The organism is Cellulomonas soli, from assembly GCF_013409305.1.
Taxonomy (GTDB): Bacteria; Actinomycetota; Actinomycetes; order Actinomycetales; family Cellulomonadaceae; genus Cellulomonas; species Cellulomonas soli.
On sequence record NZ_JACBZJ010000001.1, the window covers coordinates 2,794,660 to 2,810,231 of the forward strand.

At 73.2% G+C, this 15,572-nt stretch carries 13 protein-coding genes; 3 read left to right on the forward strand and 10 right to left on the reverse strand.

The window, feature by feature from the left end:
* Positions 1-36: 36 nt before the first annotated feature.
* Genes BKA22_RS12940 through BKA22_RS12955 form a run of 4 tightly spaced genes read right to left on the reverse strand, consistent with a single transcriptional unit; the run spans position 37 to position 4,217 of the window.
* A complete protein-coding gene (locus BKA22_RS12940) occupies positions 37-1,740 on the reverse strand; it encodes a DUF885 domain-containing protein (protein WP_146953805.1) in 1,704 nt (567 codons plus the stop codon).
* 43 nt (positions 1,741-1,783) lie between these two features.
* On the reverse strand, positions 1,784-2,011 hold the full coding sequence (locus BKA22_RS12945; protein ID WP_223203654.1) for an acyl-CoA carboxylase epsilon subunit: 228 nt from the start codon (positions 2,009-2,011) through the stop codon (positions 1,784-1,786).
* Positions 2,008-2,577: a hypothetical protein gene (locus tag BKA22_RS12950; protein ID WP_146953804.1), complete on the reverse strand. Its 570-nt coding sequence runs from the start codon at positions 2,575-2,577 to the stop codon at positions 2,008-2,010. The genes BKA22_RS12945 and BKA22_RS12950 overlap by 4 nt, the downstream gene beginning before the upstream one ends.
* On the reverse strand, positions 2,574-4,217 hold the full coding sequence (locus BKA22_RS12955) for an acyl-CoA carboxylase subunit beta (RefSeq protein ID WP_371863665.1): 1,644 nt from the start codon (positions 4,215-4,217) through the stop codon (positions 2,574-2,576). The genes BKA22_RS12950 and BKA22_RS12955 overlap by 4 nt, the downstream gene beginning before the upstream one ends.
* Positions 4,218-4,320: 103 nt before the next feature.
* Between BKA22_RS12955 and BKA22_RS12960 the strand changes: the two genes are divergently transcribed.
* Positions 4,321-5,187 (forward strand): biotin--[acetyl-CoA-carboxylase] ligase, encoded by an 867-nt coding sequence (locus tag BKA22_RS12960; RefSeq protein WP_146953803.1) that lies wholly within the window; start codon positions 4,321-4,323, stop codon positions 5,185-5,187.
* 14 nt (positions 5,188-5,201) lie between these two features.
* Positions 5,202-6,374 (forward strand): adenylate/guanylate cyclase domain-containing protein, encoded by a 1,173-nt coding sequence (locus BKA22_RS12965; RefSeq protein WP_371863664.1) that lies wholly within the window; start codon positions 5,202-5,204, stop codon positions 6,372-6,374.
* A 21-nt stretch (positions 6,375-6,395) separates the two neighbouring features.
* On the opposite strand, the gene BKA22_RS12970 is transcribed toward BKA22_RS12965, so the two are convergent.
* Positions 6,396-7,127, reverse strand: a complete 732-nt coding sequence (locus BKA22_RS12970; protein ID WP_146953802.1) for an SOS response-associated peptidase — start codon at positions 7,125-7,127, stop codon at positions 6,396-6,398.
* Positions 7,128-7,252: 125 nt separating this feature from the next.
* Between BKA22_RS12970 and BKA22_RS12975 the strand changes: the two genes are divergently transcribed.
* Positions 7,253-8,605 (forward strand): multidrug effflux MFS transporter, encoded by a 1,353-nt coding sequence (locus tag BKA22_RS12975; protein ID WP_146953801.1) that lies wholly within the window; start codon positions 7,253-7,255, stop codon positions 8,603-8,605.
* A gap of 35 nt (positions 8,606-8,640) precedes the next feature.
* Here the strand turns inward: BKA22_RS12975 and BKA22_RS12980 are convergent, their stop codons facing one another.
* The 5 genes from BKA22_RS12980 to BKA22_RS13000 all read right to left on the reverse strand — a co-directional run bounded on the left by BKA22_RS12980 (position 8,641) and on the right by BKA22_RS13000 (position 15,532).
* Positions 8,641-9,903, reverse strand: a complete 1,263-nt coding sequence (locus BKA22_RS12980) for a pyridoxal phosphate-dependent aminotransferase (RefSeq protein WP_146953800.1) — start codon at positions 9,901-9,903, stop codon at positions 8,641-8,643.
* Between the two features lie 43 nt (positions 9,904-9,946).
* Entirely contained in the window at positions 9,947-10,072 is a 126-nt protein-coding gene (locus tag BKA22_RS12985) for a molybdopterin oxidoreductase (RefSeq protein ID WP_146953799.1), read from the reverse strand.
* A gap of 181 nt (positions 10,073-10,253) precedes the next feature.
* Positions 10,254-10,700, reverse strand: a complete 447-nt coding sequence (locus BKA22_RS12990) for a DUF2524 family protein (RefSeq protein ID WP_146953798.1) — start codon at positions 10,698-10,700, stop codon at positions 10,254-10,256.
* 237 nt (positions 10,701-10,937) lie between these two features.
* Complete coding sequence (gene adhE, locus BKA22_RS12995; protein WP_146953797.1) at positions 10,938-13,628, reverse strand: bifunctional acetaldehyde-CoA/alcohol dehydrogenase; 2,691 nt, start codon at positions 13,626-13,628, stop codon at positions 10,938-10,940.
* A gap of 221 nt (positions 13,629-13,849) precedes the next feature.
* Positions 13,850-15,532, reverse strand: coding sequence for a cation:proton antiporter (locus tag BKA22_RS13000; protein WP_146953796.1), 1,683 nt, complete (start codon positions 15,530-15,532; stop codon positions 13,850-13,852).
* Positions 15,533-15,572: the final 40 nt, after the last annotated feature.

The following is a 15,572-nucleotide window of genomic DNA, read 5'->3' on the forward strand; positions in this document are numbered from 1 at the left end:
TCGCGCCACCGGCCCCCGTCGTCGTTCGCGGACCCGTCAGTCGACGAGCGCCTGGCGCAGCACGTCGAGCGGCAGCGCCCCGACGCCGAGCGCCTTGGCGTGGAAGGCGCGCAGGTCGAACGCCTCGCCCCGGGCCGCCGCGGAGGCCGCCGAGGCGTCACGGATCTGCTCCCACAGGCGCTGGCCGATCTTGTAGGACGGCGCCTGGCCGGCCCAGCCGAGGTACCGGTTGAACTCGAAGCGGATGAACGCCTCGGGCATGTTCACGTTGGCCCGCAGCAGCTCCCAGCCCTTGTCGGCGTCCCACGTGCCGCCGCCCCAGCGCTCGGGCGCCGGCAGGCCCAGGTGCACGCCGATGTCGAAGACCACGCGGGCGGCACGCATGCGCTGACCGTCGAGCATGCCGAGCCGGTCGCCCGGGTCGTCCATGAAGCCCAGGTCCGCCATCAGTCGCTCGGCGTACAACGCCCAGCCCTCGCCGTGCCCCGACGTCCAGCAGGCCAGCCGACGCCAGCTGTTGAGCGTCTCGCGCGCGAAGACGGCCCCGCCGATCTGCAGGTGATGGCCCGGAACGCCCTCGTGGTAGACGGTCGTCTTCTCGCGCCACGTGTTGAACGTGGTGACCTCCGGCGGCACGGACCACCACATGCGACCCGGGCGGCTGAAGTCGTCGCTCGGACCGGTGTAGTAGATGCCGCCGTTCTGCGTCGGGGCGATGCAGCACTCGAGCGTGCGCACCGGGCCCGGGATGTCGAAGTGCACGCCGTCGAGCGCGGTGATCGCGGCGTCGGACGTCTCCTGCATCCAGGCCTGCAGCGCCGCGGTGCCGTGCAGCGTGCGCGACGGGTCCGCGTCGAGCGCGGCGACGGCCTGCTCGACCGTGGCACCCGGACCGGCGAGCCGCTCGGCCACGGCCGTCTGCTCGGCGACCACCCGGTCGAGCTCCTCCAGACCCCAGGCGTACGTCTCCTCCAGGTCGACGCTCGCGCCCAGGAAGGCGCGGGAGAACCTCGCGTAACGCTCGCGGCCCACGGCGTCGGCCTGCGGGGCCTTCGGCGCAAGCTCCTCGCGCAGCACGCGCGCCAGGTCGGCGTACGCCTCACGGGAGGCCGAGGCCGCCGCCTCGAGCTGCGTGCGCAGCGCGTCCGGGACGCCGTCGGCGCCCTGCGCGTACCCGGTGAAGAAGGAGGTGGCGGTGTCGGCCAGCTCCTCGGCCTGCCGGACGCCCTCCTCGACCTGCCGGATCGCGGCGACCTGACCGCGCGAGGCCGCCAGCCGCAGCGACTCGACGTAGCCGGTCACGGACGAGGGCAGCGCGGACAGGCGGGCCGCGACGACCTCCCAGTCGGCCGTGGTGCCCGTGGGCATGAGGTCGAACACGTCGCGCATGCCCTGCAGCGGCGAGGCGATGTTGTTCAGGTCGTTGAGCAGCTCACCGGCGGCGTCGAGCTCGAGCTCGAGGCCGAGCCGGTCACGCATCGCGGCGAGCGTCAGCACGTCGGTCTCGTCGGCCGGGGTCAGCGCATCGAGGGAGGCCAAGGTCGAGCGGGCCGCATCGGCGCGGGCCGCATGGCCGTCGGGGGAGTAGTCCGTCATCTCGTGGTCGTGCCCGGCGACGCCCATGGACGTGGCGGCGATCGGGTCGAGCGCGGCGTAGCGGGTGACGTGCGCGTCGGCCACCTGGTCGATCGGGGTGGTCGCGCGCGCGGGGGCTGCTGGGGGGTTCGGGTGCGTCGTCACGCTGCGACCCTACCGGCCGGTACCCACCCGTCGGCCAGCCGATTCAGCCGCGCAGGCTCCACCGCCACGCGTCGCGTCCCGGTGCCGGGGAACCGTCCCCGCGCAACCCCCGCCGACGATCCGCCCAGGCGGAGGCCGGCACGTCCTGCTCCTCGCCCGGGGCGTCGGCGGCGGCCGCCACCAGGCCCGCGACCAGCGCCGCGAGCTCGACGTCGTCGGGCACGCCGCGCACCACCTGCACGTGCGGGGGCGGAGGCGGGGGCACGTTCACGGCGTGTCCTCCTCGTCGTCCTCGTCCTCGTCGAACGGGACCGGGGCACCCCGGGCCGCCGTCCACTCGACGACCTCGAAACCGGCCTCGGCCAACGACTGCGCGACCTGCGCGCCCGCGTCGTCGACCAGGCCCAGCACGGAGTCGAGCGAGAGGTCCGAGGTGCCCGTGGGCGGTCCCACGAGGAAGCCCAGGTGGAAGGAGTCGAGCTCGACGACCTCCGGCGGGGCATCCTCGTCGACGGCCTCCTCGCCGTCCCACGCCATGCCGGTCAGGTCGGCGTGCAGCCCGAGCCGCTCGTGCAGCAGGTCGTACAGGCGCGCGTTGAGCGTGCCGACCTCCGCCTCGATCGCCAGGATGCGCGGGTCCTCGTCGGACTCCGAGGCGCCGAACTCGGCACGTACGCCCAGCGCGGTCTCCACGTAGCCGTGCAGCGCCTGGGCGAGGGCGTCGACGACCGCGTGCAGCTCGGTGCCGTCGACCCCGTCCAGCGGGGCCGGGCCGTGCGAGGCCCCGCCGTGCTCGTGCGGGTCGTGCCCGTGCTCGTCGTGCTCGTGGCCGCTCACAGGGGGATGTTCCCGTGCTTCTTGGGCGGCAGGCTCGCGCGCTTCGTGCGCAGCAGGCGCAGGGCCTTGGTGATCTCCGCGCGGGTCTGCGACGGGGCGACGACCGCGTCCACGTACCCGCGGTCGGCTGCGTCCCAGGGGTTCACGATCGCCTCCTCGTACTCGGCCGTCAGACGCCGGCGCTCGGCCTCGACGTCCCCGCCCGCCTCGGCGACGGCCTTGAGGGCGCCGCGCTGCAGGATGTTGACCGCACCGCCCGCGCCCATCACGGCGATCTGCGCGGTCGGCCAGGCCAGGTTCACGTCGGCCCCCAGCTGCTTGGAGCCCATGACGATGTAGGCGCCACCGTACGCCTTGCGGGTGATGACGGTGACGAGCGGGACCGTGGCCTCCGCGTAGGCGTAGATGAGCTTCGCACCGCGGCGGATGATGCCGTTCCACTCCTGGTCGGTGCCCGGCAGGAACCCGGGGACGTCCACGAACGTGAGCACCGGGATGTTGAACGCGTCGCACGTGCGCACGAACCGGGCGGCCTTCTCGGCGGCGTTGATGTCGAGCGTGCCCGCCATGTGCAGCGGCTGGTTCGCCACGACACCGACCGCGTGCCCCTCGACGTGCCCGAAGCCGATCAGCACGTTCTGCGCGTACAGGGGCTGCACCTCGAGCAGCACGCCGTCGTCCAGCACGTGCTCGACGACCGTGCGCATGTCGTACGGCTGGGTGTCGGAGTCGGGCACGAGCGTGTCGAGCGCCAGGTCGTCGTCGGTCACCGTGACGGGCGCCTCGTGCGCGTACGTCGGCGGGTCGGCCAGGTTGTTCTGCGGCAGGTATCCCAGCAGCGAGCGCACGTAGTCGAGCGCGTCGTCCTCGTCGGTGGCCATGTAGTGCGCGACACCCGAGCGCGAGTTGTGCGTCTGGGCCCCGCCGAGCTCCTCGAAGCCCACGTCCTCACCGGTGACCGCGCGGATGACGTCCGGCCCCGTGATGAACATGTTGGAGGTGCCGTCGGCCATGACGATGAAGTCGGTCAGCGCGGGGGAGTACACCGCACCGCCCGCCGAGGGGCCGAGGATCAGGGAGATCTGCGGGATGACGCCCGAGGCGGCGACGTTGCGCCGGAAGATCTCCGCGAACTGCGTCAGCCCCGCGACACCCTCCTGGATGCGTGCACCGCCGCCGTCGCTGATGCCGATGAGCGGCACCCCGGTACGCAGCGCGAGGTCCATGACCTTGGTGATCTTCTCGCCGTGCACCTCGCCGAGGCTGCCGCCGAAGACCGTGAAGTCCTGGGAGTAGATGCACACCGGGCGCCCGTCGACCGTGCCGTGCCCGACCACGACCCCGTCGCCCGGGATGCGCCGGGCCTCCAGGCCGAAGTTCGTCGAGCGGTGCCGGACGAACGCGTCGAGCTCGGTGAACGAGCCTTCGTCGAGCAGCGCGTCGATGCGCTCGCGGGCGGACTTCTTGCCGCGTGCGTGCTGCTTGTCCACCGCGGCGTGCTCGGCCCGGTCGCCCTCCTCGCCGCGGCGGGCGAGGTCGGCGAGCTTGGCAGCGGTCGTCCTGGGTCCGGCAGGCTGCGGGCCGACAGGCTGCGGGACGGCAGGCAGCGGGGCGGGCCCGGCGGGATCGGTCTGGGTCACCCGACCGAGGCTAGTTGTCGATGACCTCCAGGTCGGTATGGACGCGGGACGGTGTTGTCCCGCTCGTGTCGTCGGGTTCCCACAAGCGGACCAGGATGGAGCCATGAGCGAGCACGCGCTGGACCGACCCCCTGTGCACGTCGACGTCCTGCGGGCGCTGCTGCTCGAACCCGCGGGGCCGCTCACCAGGATCGAGGTCGTGCCGCGCACCGGGTCGACGAACTCCGACGTCGTCGAGGCACTTCGGGCGGATCCGGCCGCGTGGCCCGACCGCAGCCTGCTCGTCGCCGAGCACCAGGTGGACGGGCGCGGGCGCAGCGGCCGGACCTGGGAGACCCCCGCGGGCGCGGCGCTGACCTGCACGTTCGTGATCCGGCCCACGGTCGGCCCCGCGCAGCTCGGCTGGTTGCCGCTCCTGGCCGGCCTGGGCGCCGCGACGGCGCTGCGGGCACGGACGGGTGTCCCGGTGCGGCTGAAGTGGCCCAACGACCTCATGGTGCCCGCCGACGACGACCTTGACGAGTGGGGCGCCTGGCGCAAGGTCGGCGGCATCCTGACCGAGCTCGTCCCGCTGCCGGACGGGCCGATGGTGGTCGTCGGGCTGGGGGTCAACGTGTCCCAGCGTCCCGACGAGCTGCCCGTGCCCAGCGCGTCCTCGCTCGCGCTCGCGGGCGGGGAGCACCTCGATCGCGACGGCCTCGTCATCGCGCTGGTCGAGGCGCTCGACGAGGTGACGCAGACCTGGCGCGAGGCGCACGGCGACCCCGACGCCTCAGGCCTGGCGAACCGTGTGGCGGCGGTCTGCGTCACGCTGGGCACCGCGGTGCGGGTGCTGCTCCCGGGCGACCGGGAGCTCGTGGGTGTCGCGACCGGGCTCGGACCCGACGGCTCGCTCGTGGTGCGGGACGAGCACGACGTCGACCACCGTGTGCTCGCCGGTGACGTACGTCACGTGCGCACCTCGAGGTGAACTACCCTCGTCCAGTGTCCGACGACGCACCTCGGGTGCCCACCGGCCCAGCCGTCGACGACCCGGCCGGGGGTGCTGGGGGCTCTGTCCGGCCCGACCCCGAGTCGCCCGACGCGCAGGCCCGAGCCGCGTGGCGCGAGTCGGTCGCCCGCGACCTGGACACCGCGCTGCTCGGCGGTGCGCGCACGCTCAGCGCCCGGGACCTGGCCGCGCGGGCGGACGTCGAGACCGAGTTCGTGCGCTCCTTCTGGCGGATCCTCGGCCTGCCGCACGCCGACCTCGACGACGCGGTCTACACGGATGCGGACGCCGACGCCGTGGCGCGTGCCGCGCGGCTCATGCGCGTGCACGGGCTCGACCTGCGCACCGTCACGAGCCTGACCCGAGCGCTCGGGCACACCTCCGACCGGCTCGCGCTCTGGCAGGTCGAGGCCCTCGCCGAGGACATGGCCGTGCGCTACGAGCTCGACGACACCAGCGCCCGCCTGCTGGTGCTGGACCGGCTCTCGGACCTCGCACCGATCCTCGAGGCCCAGCTGCTGCACTCCTACCGGCGCCAGCTCGCCTCGATCGCCGGGAGGTACGCGGCCGAGTTCGGCGGCGCGCGCGGTCCCGGTGTCGACCGCTCCGAGCTGCCCCTGGCCCGCGCGGTGGGCTTCGCCGACATGGTCTCGTTCACGCGCCGCACCGCGGGACTGGGCTCCACCGACCTCTCGGAGTTCGTGCAGCGGTTCGAGGCGGCGGCCCGTGACGTGGTCACCGCCAACGGTGGCCGCGTCGTGAAGACCATCGGCGACGCCGTGCTGTTCGTGGCCGACGACCCGGGCACGGGCGCGCTGGTCGCGCTGGGCCTGGCGGAGGTCCTCGGCCACGAGCTCGACGTCGACCGCGAACGGCGGGCCGGCGGGCTCGCCGAGGGTGCGCGCGGCGTGACGCCGGTGCGGGTGGGCTTCGTGTGGGGTCGGGTGCTGTCGCGGTTCGGGGACGTGTTCGGGCCGTCGGTGAACCTCGCGGCGCGGCTGACCGACATCGCCGAGCCGAGCACCGTGCTGACCGACAAGGTGACCGCGGCGGCCCTCGCCGGCGACCCGCGGTTCGAGGCGACGGCCCTGCCCGCCCACGAGCTGCAGGGCCTCGGTGAGGTCGACCCGGTCAGGCTCGCGCTGGTGGGCGACCCGCTGCGCTGACCGCGGTCGTGCGCCCGGTGCTCAGGCCGGCGGCTCGAGGGGTTCGACGAGCTCGGGGCCGTCGTTCGCCACGGCGTTGACCGCGGTGGACACGGGGGTCGCGACCAGTCGCGGGCCGTCGGCCCGCAGCAGCGGGAGGGTCCGCTCGGCGCCGCGCGCCGGGTCGAGCCAGGCGGCCCAGTCGCCCTTGGCCAGCAGGAGCGGCTGGCGGTCGTGGATGTGGGCGAGCTCGGGCGTGGCCGGACGGGTGATCACGGTGGCGCTGACGAGCCAGCGCGACGGGTCGTCCTCGGCCTTGGCCGGGTCCTTCCAGAACTCGTAGAGGCCCGCGAGCGCGACGACGCCGTCGTCGGCGGGGTGCAGGTAGAAGGGCTGCTTGCGGCGGGTGCCGGCCGCCGGGGAGGGCGCCTGCCACTCGTAGTAGCCGTCCGCCGGCAGCAGCGTGCGGCGTGCGGCGAACGGGCGTGCGAAGGCCGGCTTGTCGGCGAGCGACTCGACCCGGGCGTTGATCATCCGCGCCCCGACCGAGGGGTCCTTGGCCCACGACGGGACCAGACCCCACCGGGCGAGGCGCAGCTGGCGGGTGATCTCGCCCGTCGCCCGGTCGGCGCGCTCGACGACGATGCGCACGCCGTCCGTCGGGGCCACGTTCCAGGACGGGGGCAGCAGCCGGACGTCGTCGGCCACCTGCGCGACGGCGAACTCGTCGGCCAGGGCCTGGTCCTCACGGAAGGACGCGTAGCGACCGCACATGCGGCCAGCCTCGCACGACGTGCCGACACGGTCGCGGTGGGTCGGCCGGTCGGGGCGCGGCGGTCGGGGGGCGGCGGTCGAATCGATTCGCGAGGCGTGCCCGCGCGGTGCGACCATGGACACCGATGAGCACCCCGACCGAGCACCCCGACCCCCGGTCCGCGACCCCCGGCGCGACGAGCGACACCCTGACGGACGGCACGACGAACGACCCGACGAGCAGCGTGACGAGCAGCGCGGCCCCGACCGCGCCCGTGGTCCCCGACGCCGCGGCGCCCCGATCGCTCACCAAGTACGTGCTGCTGCTCGGCTCGATGTGCGCGCTGCCGGCGATCTCGACCGACATCTACCTTCCGTCGCTGCCCGAGGTCGCCCACGACCTGGGGACCACGGCCACCGCGGCGCAGCTCACGATGACCGGGATGCTCATCGGCGCGGCCGCGGGGCAGCTCGTGATCGGCCCGACGTCCGACCGGTTCGGCCGACGCCGTCCGGTGCTCGTCGGCGTCGCGGCGCACGTCGTCACGTCGCTGCTGTGCATGGTCGCCCCCACGATCGGCCTGCTCATCGGCCTGCGCACCGCCCAGGGCTTCTTCAACGCCTCGGCCAGCGTGGTGGCGATGGCGGTCATCCGGGACCGCTTCGTCGGGTCCACGGCGTCCCGGCTGCTGTCACGGCTGATGCTCGTCATCGGCGTCGCGCCCCTGTTCGCACCGTCCATCGGTGGGCTGATCGCCGGTCAGGCGGGCTGGCGGGCCGTCTTCGGTGCGCTCGCGCTGTTCGGCGCCGGTCTGTGGGTCGTGGTGTGGCGCCGCCTGCCCGAGACCCTGCCGGCCGATCGGCGCCGGCACGGCGGCCTACGCACGGCGCTCGGCGGGTACCGACGGCTCGTCACCGACCGGCACTTCGTCGCCCTCGCGCTGCTGCCGAGCCTGGGGGTGGCGGTCCTCATGAGCTACGTGGTCGCCTCACCGTTCGTGCTGCGGGAGGGCTACGGGCTCAGCGCGGCGCAGTTCTCCCTGCTGTTCGCCGTCAACGGGCTCGGTCTGGTCGGTGGCGCGCAGGTCAACGCGGCGCTCGTGCGGCGGGTCTCGCCGATCCGGATCGTCCGGGTCGTGCAGCCGCTGTCGGTCACGCTCACGCTCCTGCTGCTCGTGCTCGCGCTCACCGGGGCCGGCGGGCTGCCCGCGCTGCTCGTGGTGCTGTGGGGCATCCTCGCGCTGGTCAACTTCGTGCCACCGAACGCCTCGGCGCTCGCGCTGTCCCGGCACGGGCAGATCGCCGGGACCGCCGCGGCGTTCATCGGGGCGCTGCAGTCGGGCGTGTCGGGCGTCATCAGCCCCGTGTCCGGGCTGCTCGGCGGGGACGCCGTGGCGATGGCCGTGGTCATGGTCGCCGCGGCCACCGGGGGACTGCTCGTGCTGGCCCTCGCCACACCCGCGTACCGGCGCGGAGGCGCCTGGACCGGCCAGATCTGAGCCCAGGACGCGGCGCCCGGGTGCGGACGAGGCGATCAGCGCCGCAGCGCCTGCAGCCTCGCGACCGCCTCCACGAGGACCTCCTCACGCTTGACGAACGTGAACCGCACCCACGAGCGCAGCGCGTCGTCCGCCGCGGAACCGGTGTGCGTGAACGCGCCGACGGGCACCCCGACGACGCCGGCCAGCGCCGGCAGCTCGCGGCAGAACCGTGCGCCGTCGTCGAACCCGAGCGGTGCGGCGTCGGCGAGCACGAAGTAGGTGCCCTGCGGCCGGGCCACCGTGAAGCCCGCGGCCGTCAGACCCTCGCACAGCAGGTCGCGTCGGTGCGCGAGCGAGGCCACGAGCCCCTCCACCCATGCGGCCACGCCCTCGTCCTGCAGTGCGAACGCGACAGCGGGCTGGAACGGGGCGCCGGAGACGTAGGTGAGGAACTGCTTGACCGTGCGCACCGCGTCGACGAGCGCGGCCGGGCCGCTGACCCAGCCGATCTTCCAGCCCGTGAACGAGAACGTCTTGCCGGCCGAGGACACGGTCAACGTCCGCTCCGCCATGCCGGGCAGCGTCGCGATCGGCACGTGCGCCCGGTCCGCGTCCAGCACCAGGTGCTCGTACACCTCGTCGGTCACGACGAGCGCGTCGTGCCGGGTCGCGAGGTCGGCGACGACCGCCAGCTCCTCGCGGGTGAGCACGGCGCCGGTCGGGTTGTGCGGGGTGTTGAGCAGGACCAGACGGGTCCGGTCGGTGAAGGCGGCTGCGAGCGCCTGCGCGTCGAGGCGGAAGCCGTCGGGCGTCGCGCGCAGCGGTGCGGTCGTGTGCGTCGCGCCCGCCATCGCGATCACGGCCGCGTACGCGTCGTAGAACGGCTCGAGCGTGAGCACCTCGTCACCGGGTCCGGCCAGCGCCAGCACCGTCGCGGCCAGGGCCTCGGTGGCGCCCGCGGTCACGAGCACCTCGCTGTCGGGGTCGGGGCACAGGCCGTAGCGGCGCTCCTGGTGGGCTGCGATCGCCTCGCGCAGCGCCGGGATGCCCGGGCCGGGCGGGTACTGGTTGGCGCCCGCGGCGATCGCGTCTGCTGCGGCACGCGCCACCGAGGCGGGTCCGTCGACGTCCGGGAAGCCCTGCCCGAGGTTGAGGGCACCCGTGCGTGCAGCCAGGGCGGACATCTCCGCGAAGATCGTCGGGCGGACGGTGCCGTCCGCGTCGAGCAGGCCGGCCGCACGGGCGACATGCTGCCAGCGGTCCGTGCCTCGAGGACCGGGGTCCGGCGTCGGCACGGGGCTCTGGTCTGCGCTCATGCCGCGAGGATAGGACCCCGGGGCACCTGGCGGGGTGGCCTGCTCAGCCGAGGCCGGCCGCGGCGGCGACACCCGCACCGACGAGCAGTCCCAGCGAGGCCCAGGCGCTCACGACCCACCACTCCACGTGGTGTCGGCGCAGCGTGCGCTGCGGGTCTCTGGTCGCCATACCCTCCACCATCGGCAAGGGTGAGCGCGCTCACAAGTACTCGGCGCGGATTCACCCGGGTGCGGCGCAAGACCTGCACACCCCGCGACCGCGGTACACCGCGCACGCACACGCCCCGCGGATCGCGCGTGCGGCGCAGGTCGGCTCCGGAGGCCGGCGCCGAGACGTCGGCCCCGCGTCGTCAGCCCTGGGCCGCGGCCTCGTCAAGGTCGGCCGACAGGTCGTCGAGCGCCTGCGACAGCGAGGACAGCGCGTCGGAGGCCGCCGCCGGGGCGGACGCCTGCAGCTCCTCGACCTTCGCCCGTGCGGCGTCGAGCGAGGCCTGCGCGTCGGCGAGCGACTGCTCGGCGTCCGCCTTCGACTCCTGCGCGTCGTCGAGCGCCGACTGCGCCTGCGTGAGCGCGTCCTGCGCCTGGGTCACGGCCTCCTCGGCCTGGGCTCGGGTGTCCGCGTCGAGCGAGCCGAGCTGGTCGCGGACCTCGTCCGCCTTGTCCAGGGCCTGCTGCGCCTGGGACCGGGCGTCGTCGACGGTCGCGCGCAGGTCGTCGACGGCCGAGCACGCGGACACCGAGAAGGTCAGGGCGGCTGCCAGGGCGAGCGAGCCGACGGCAGCGGGCAGGTGGCGCACGGGGATCCTCCGGGGAACGGGCGACGACGGGCTGCGGGTCAGTCTGCCGTGCCGGGGCACGGGTCCGCACTCCTCGGTGCGCGCGCGACCGATACGGCCTCGCGCGCGCAGGCCCGCTGCCCGCAGGCAGAGCGACGCCCCGCCCGGCTGGGTGAGCCGGACGGGGCGTCGGGACGAGCAGGCGACGAGCTCCGCTAGAGGATGCCGGGAGCGACCGTCGGGGAGTCGGTCGACTCCTTACGCCTGCTCGCGGCGGCCACGCACGTCCTGGAGAGACGTGCCGTAGTAGGCCGCAGTCATGAGGTCCTTCATGTCGTCGATCATCGGCATGCGCGGGTTGGCCGGGGCGCACTGGTCCTCGTAGGCGCCCATGGCGACCTCGTCGAGACGACCCATGAAGGCCTTCTCGTCCACGCCCTGCGCCTGGAAGGACGCGGGGATGCCGACCTTGGCGCGCAGGGACTCCAGCGCCAGGGCGTAGGACTCGACGCCCTCGGCCGGGGTGGCCGCCGGCAGACCGAGCATCTGCGCGATCTGCTGGAAGCGCTCCGGGGCGATGTAGTGCTCGTACTTCGGCCAGCTCGTGAGCTTGGTCGGGATGGTGCCGTTGTAGCGCACGACGTGCGGGAGCAGCGTGGCGTTCGTGCGGCCGTGCACCAGGTGGTGCGTGGAGCCGATCACGTGGGCCATCGCGTGCACGATTCCCAGGAACGCGTTGCCGAACGCCATACCGGCGATGGTGCCCGCGTTGTGCATCTTCTCCCGGGCGGCCTTCGTCTCCGGGTCGGTCGGGTCGCCGTTCACCGACTGCGCCAGGTTGTCGAAGATCAGGCGGATGGCCTGCAGGGCCATACCGTCGGTGAAGTCGTTGGCGTAGACGGCCACGTACGCCTCGGTGGCGTGCGTGAGGGCGTCGAAGCCCGAGTCGGCGGCCAGTGAGCGCGGCATCTTGGCCGTCAGGACCGGGTCGATGATCGCGACTGTCGGCGTCAGCGCGTAGTCCGCGAGCGGGTACTTCTTGCCCGCGTCGGGGTCCGAGATGACGGCGAACGGCGTGACCTCGGCGCCCGTGCCCGACGTGGTCGGGATGCAGACGAGCTTGGCCAGCTCACCCAGCTTCGGGAACTTGAACGCGCGCTTGCGGACGTCGAAGAACTTCTGCTTCAGGTCGGAGAAGACGATCTCCGGGTGCTCGTACAGCAGCCACATGACCTTGGCGGCGTCCATCGGCGAGCCACCGCCGAGGGCGATGATCGTGTCCGGCTTGAAGTGACGCATCTGCTCGGCGCCGGCCTGGACGGTCTTGACGGAGGGCTCCGGCTCGACCTGGTCGATGATCTGCAGCGCGACGTTGTTCGAGCGGCGGCGCAGGACGTCGATGACCTTGTCGACGAACCCGATCTGGGTCATCGTCGCGTCGGTGACGATCGTGACGCGCTCGACGTCGGACATGTCCGCGAGGTAGCGGATGGCGTTCGGCTCGAAGTACGTCTTCGCGGGGACCTTGAACCACTGCAAGTTGTTGTTCCTCCGGCCCACGCGCTTGATGTTGATGAGGTTCAGCGCGCTGACGTTGTTCGACACGGAGTTGCGGCCGTAGGAGCCGCAGCCCAGCGTCAGCGACGGCAGGAACGCGTTGTAGATGTCACCGATGCCACCGAGGGTGGAGGGGGCGTTGGTGATGACGCGGATGGCCTTCACGCGGCTGCCGAAGCGCTCCATGAGCTCCTCGTCCTGCGTGTGGATCGCGGCGGAGTGGCCCAGGCCGTCGAACTCGACCATCTGCTCGGCCAGCGAGATGCCCTGCTCGGTCGTCGTGGCGCGCAGCACGGCCAGGACCGGCGCGAGCTTCTCGCGGGTCAGCGGCTCGTCGGGGCCGACCAGGGAGACCTCGGCCATGATGATCGAGGTGTCCGCGGGGACCGAGAAGCCGGCCTGCTCGGCGATCCACTGCGGCGACTTGCCGACCACCGTGGGGTTGAGCTTGGCGTCGGCACAGTTCTTCGACTTGGCGTCGACCCCGAAGATGAACTTCTCGAGGAGCGCCTTCTCCTTCTTGTTCACGCGGTACGCGTGCAGGATGGCGAACTCGGCCATCGCGGCGTCGTAGATCTCGTCGTCGATGATGACGGCCTGCTCGGAGGCGCAGATCATGCCGTTGTCGAACGCCTTGGACAGCACCACGTCGTTGACGGCGCGCTTGAGCTTGGCGGTCTTCTCGATGTAGGCCGGGACGTTGCCCGCACCGACGCCGAGGGCCGGCTTGCCGCAGGAGTACGCGGCGCGGACCATCGCGTTGCCACCGGTGGCCAGGATGAGGGCCACGCCGGGGTGGTTCATGAGCAGGCCGGTGGCCTCCATCGAGGGGGCGGTGACCCACTGGATGCAGTGCTCGGGGGCACCGGCGGCCACGGCGGCGTCACGCACGACGCGGGCGGCGGCGACCGAGGACTCCTGCGCGTTCGGGTGGAACGCGAAGATGATCGGGTTGCGGGTCTTCAGCGCGATGAGCGACTTGAAGATCGCGGTCGAGGTCGGGTTGGTGACCGGCGTCATGGCGCAGATCACGCCGACGGGCTCGGCGATCTCGGTGATGCCGTTGAGCTCGTCACGGTTGATGACGCCGACCGTCTTGAGGTTGGCCATCGAGTTGGTGACGTGCTCGCACGCGAAGATGTTCTTCACGGCCTTGTCCTCGAAGACGCCGCGGCCGGTCTCGGCCACCGCGTGCTGGGCGAGCACGCCGTGCTTGTCGAGCGCCGCGACGGACGCCTTCTTCACCAGACGGTCGACGTCCTCCTGCGTGAAGCGGGAGTACTCCTCGAGCGCCTTGGAGGCGTTCGCGACGAGTGCGTCGATCATCGTGAGCGTGGTGTCGACGGGGGCGTCGGTGCTCGGTGTCGTGGTCACGGGATGTTCTCCCTGCATTCGATGGTGGGGGTGGGAAGTCCTCGTTGACCTCTGACACGAAGTTACGGGGCGGTCGTCCCACGATCGTGTGCCGAAAGTCCCGAATGCGGTCGACGCCTGCGCAATGCACGTGAAAATTCGTGCGCCGGGGGGCCGGGCGTGCTGCCGGCGCACGGCGGCGCCGCTCTTCTCGCAGGTCAGGAGGGGTGCGGAGGCTCTGCGCGGGTCACCTGGCGGGGTCAGGACCCGGCCCGTGTGATCCACGACGCGCTGAGGGACTCGTCCTCGAGGTCGAGCTCGTGCAGCATGCGGCGCAGCACGGCCTCGTCGATCTCCGCGGCGTCCCGCCTGCGCACGAGCGCGTCACGCTGGGCGCCGATGACCGCCCGGCGTACCCGCGCGGTGCGGCCGGCCAGGTCGGCGCGCCGCTGGTGCTCGGGTGCCCAGGCCGTCAGGCCGTCGTCGAGCAGGTCCTCCGCGTTGTCCGGGTCGATGACGACCGCCGCGGCCGCGGCACGTTCGCGGGTCAGTCTCGTCAGCCGCTCGATCGCGGCGTCGGCCTGCTCGGTGCCGAGCTCGGCGCGCCACGCGGGACGTTCGCGCTCGAGCATCTCCTGCACGGCGTCGGCCATCGCGAGCCGGGCCTGCGCCTCCTGCGTGGCGTCCTCGGCCGCCTCGACCTGGGTCGCCGAGCCGACGCCGAGGCGGCGGATCACCGCGGGCAGCGTCAGGCCCTGCAGCAGGAGGGTGCCCAGCGCGACCGTGCACGCGGCCAGCTGCAGCGAGGCGCGCTCGGGGAACGGTGCGCCCGCGGAGGTCGCCGGGATGGCTGCCGCTGCGGCCAGCGTGACGACGCCGCGCATGCCCGCCCACGACACGACCGCGGACTCGCGCGCGTCGAGCGCGTCCCCTGCCGGTCGGTGGCTGCCGCGCAGCCGCAGGTTGTCGAACCGCGCGGTGGCGAAGATGTACACCGGTCGCACGAGGATCGCGGTCGTCAGGACGGCCAGGGACAGGAGCAGCGCCGGGCGCAGGCCCTGGTCGGAGGCGATCACGTCGCGCACGACCCACGGCAGCTGCACGCCGATGAGCGCGAACGTGAACGCCTCGAGCACCAGGTCGACCGTCGACCAGATCGGCTCCTCGTAGAGCCGGGTCGCGTACCCGGCGCGCGGGGCGGTGTGTCCCAGGTACAGCCCGGCCGCCACCACCGCGAGCACCCCGGAGCCGAGCAGCGCCTCCGCACCCCAGTACGCCGCGAACGGCGTCAGCAGCCCGATGGCCGAGGCCACGACGGGGTCGTCCAGGCGCATGCGTATCGCGTGCACGAGCCAGCCCAGGCCGACGCCGACCGCGACGCCCACGCCGACCGCGAGGGCGAACGTCCCCAGGCCGTCGCCGAGGAGCCAGGTCCCCGTGGCGACTCCGGCGAGCGCGACCTTGAAGAGCGTGAGCGAGGTGGCGTCGTTGATGAGGCTCTCGCCGGCCAGCAGGGTCATCACCCGTCTGGGCAGCCCGAGCCGGCGTCCGACGGCTGCCGCGGCCACGGCGTCGGGCGGGGCGACCACGGCGCCGAGCACCAGTGCGGCCGCGAACGACAGCGACGGGTGCACGAGCACCGCGACGAGCGCGACGGCCAGGGCGGTCACGAGCACGAGCCCGACGCCGAGCCGGGTGATGGCGTTCCAGGACGAGCGGAAGTCCCGGTACGAGCTGGACAGGGCGGCCGAGTACAGCAGCGGGGGCAGGACGAACTCGAGGACGACCTGCGCGTCGATCTCGAACCGCGGTACCCCGGGCACGAACGAGGCGACCAGCCCGACCGCGACGATCACGAGCGGTGCGGGCCACCCCTTGCGTCGGCACAGGGCCGCGACGAGCACGGCCGCGGCGACGAGGGCGAACACGTGGACGTGGTGCACGGGCGCTCCTGCTCGCTGTCGCGTCGGGTTGCTGTCCCGA

Bases quoted from the DNA above. Each gene is read 5' to 3' on its own strand.
- BKA22_RS12960 (WP_146953803.1), top strand. From the start codon at position 4,321: ATGAGCGAGCACGCGCTGGACCGACCCCCTGTGCACGTCGACGTCCTG.
- BKA22_RS12970 (WP_146953802.1), bottom strand. From the start codon at position 7,127: ATGTGCGGTCGCTACGCGTCCTTCCGTGAGGACCAGGCCCTGGCCGAC.
- BKA22_RS12975 (WP_146953801.1), top strand. From the start codon at position 7,253: ATGAGCACCCCGACCGAGCACCCCGACCCCCGGTCCGCGACCCCCGGC.
- BKA22_RS12980 (WP_146953800.1), bottom strand. From the start codon at position 9,903: ATGAGCGCAGACCAGAGCCCCGTGCCGACGCCGGACCCCGGTCCTCGA.
- BKA22_RS12985 (WP_146953799.1), bottom strand. From the start codon at position 10,072: ATGGCGACCAGAGACCCGCAGCGCACGCTGCGCCGACACCACGTGGAG.
- adhE (WP_146953797.1), bottom strand. From the start codon at position 13,628: ATGCAGGGAGAACATCCCGTGACCACGACACCGAGCACCGACGCCCCC.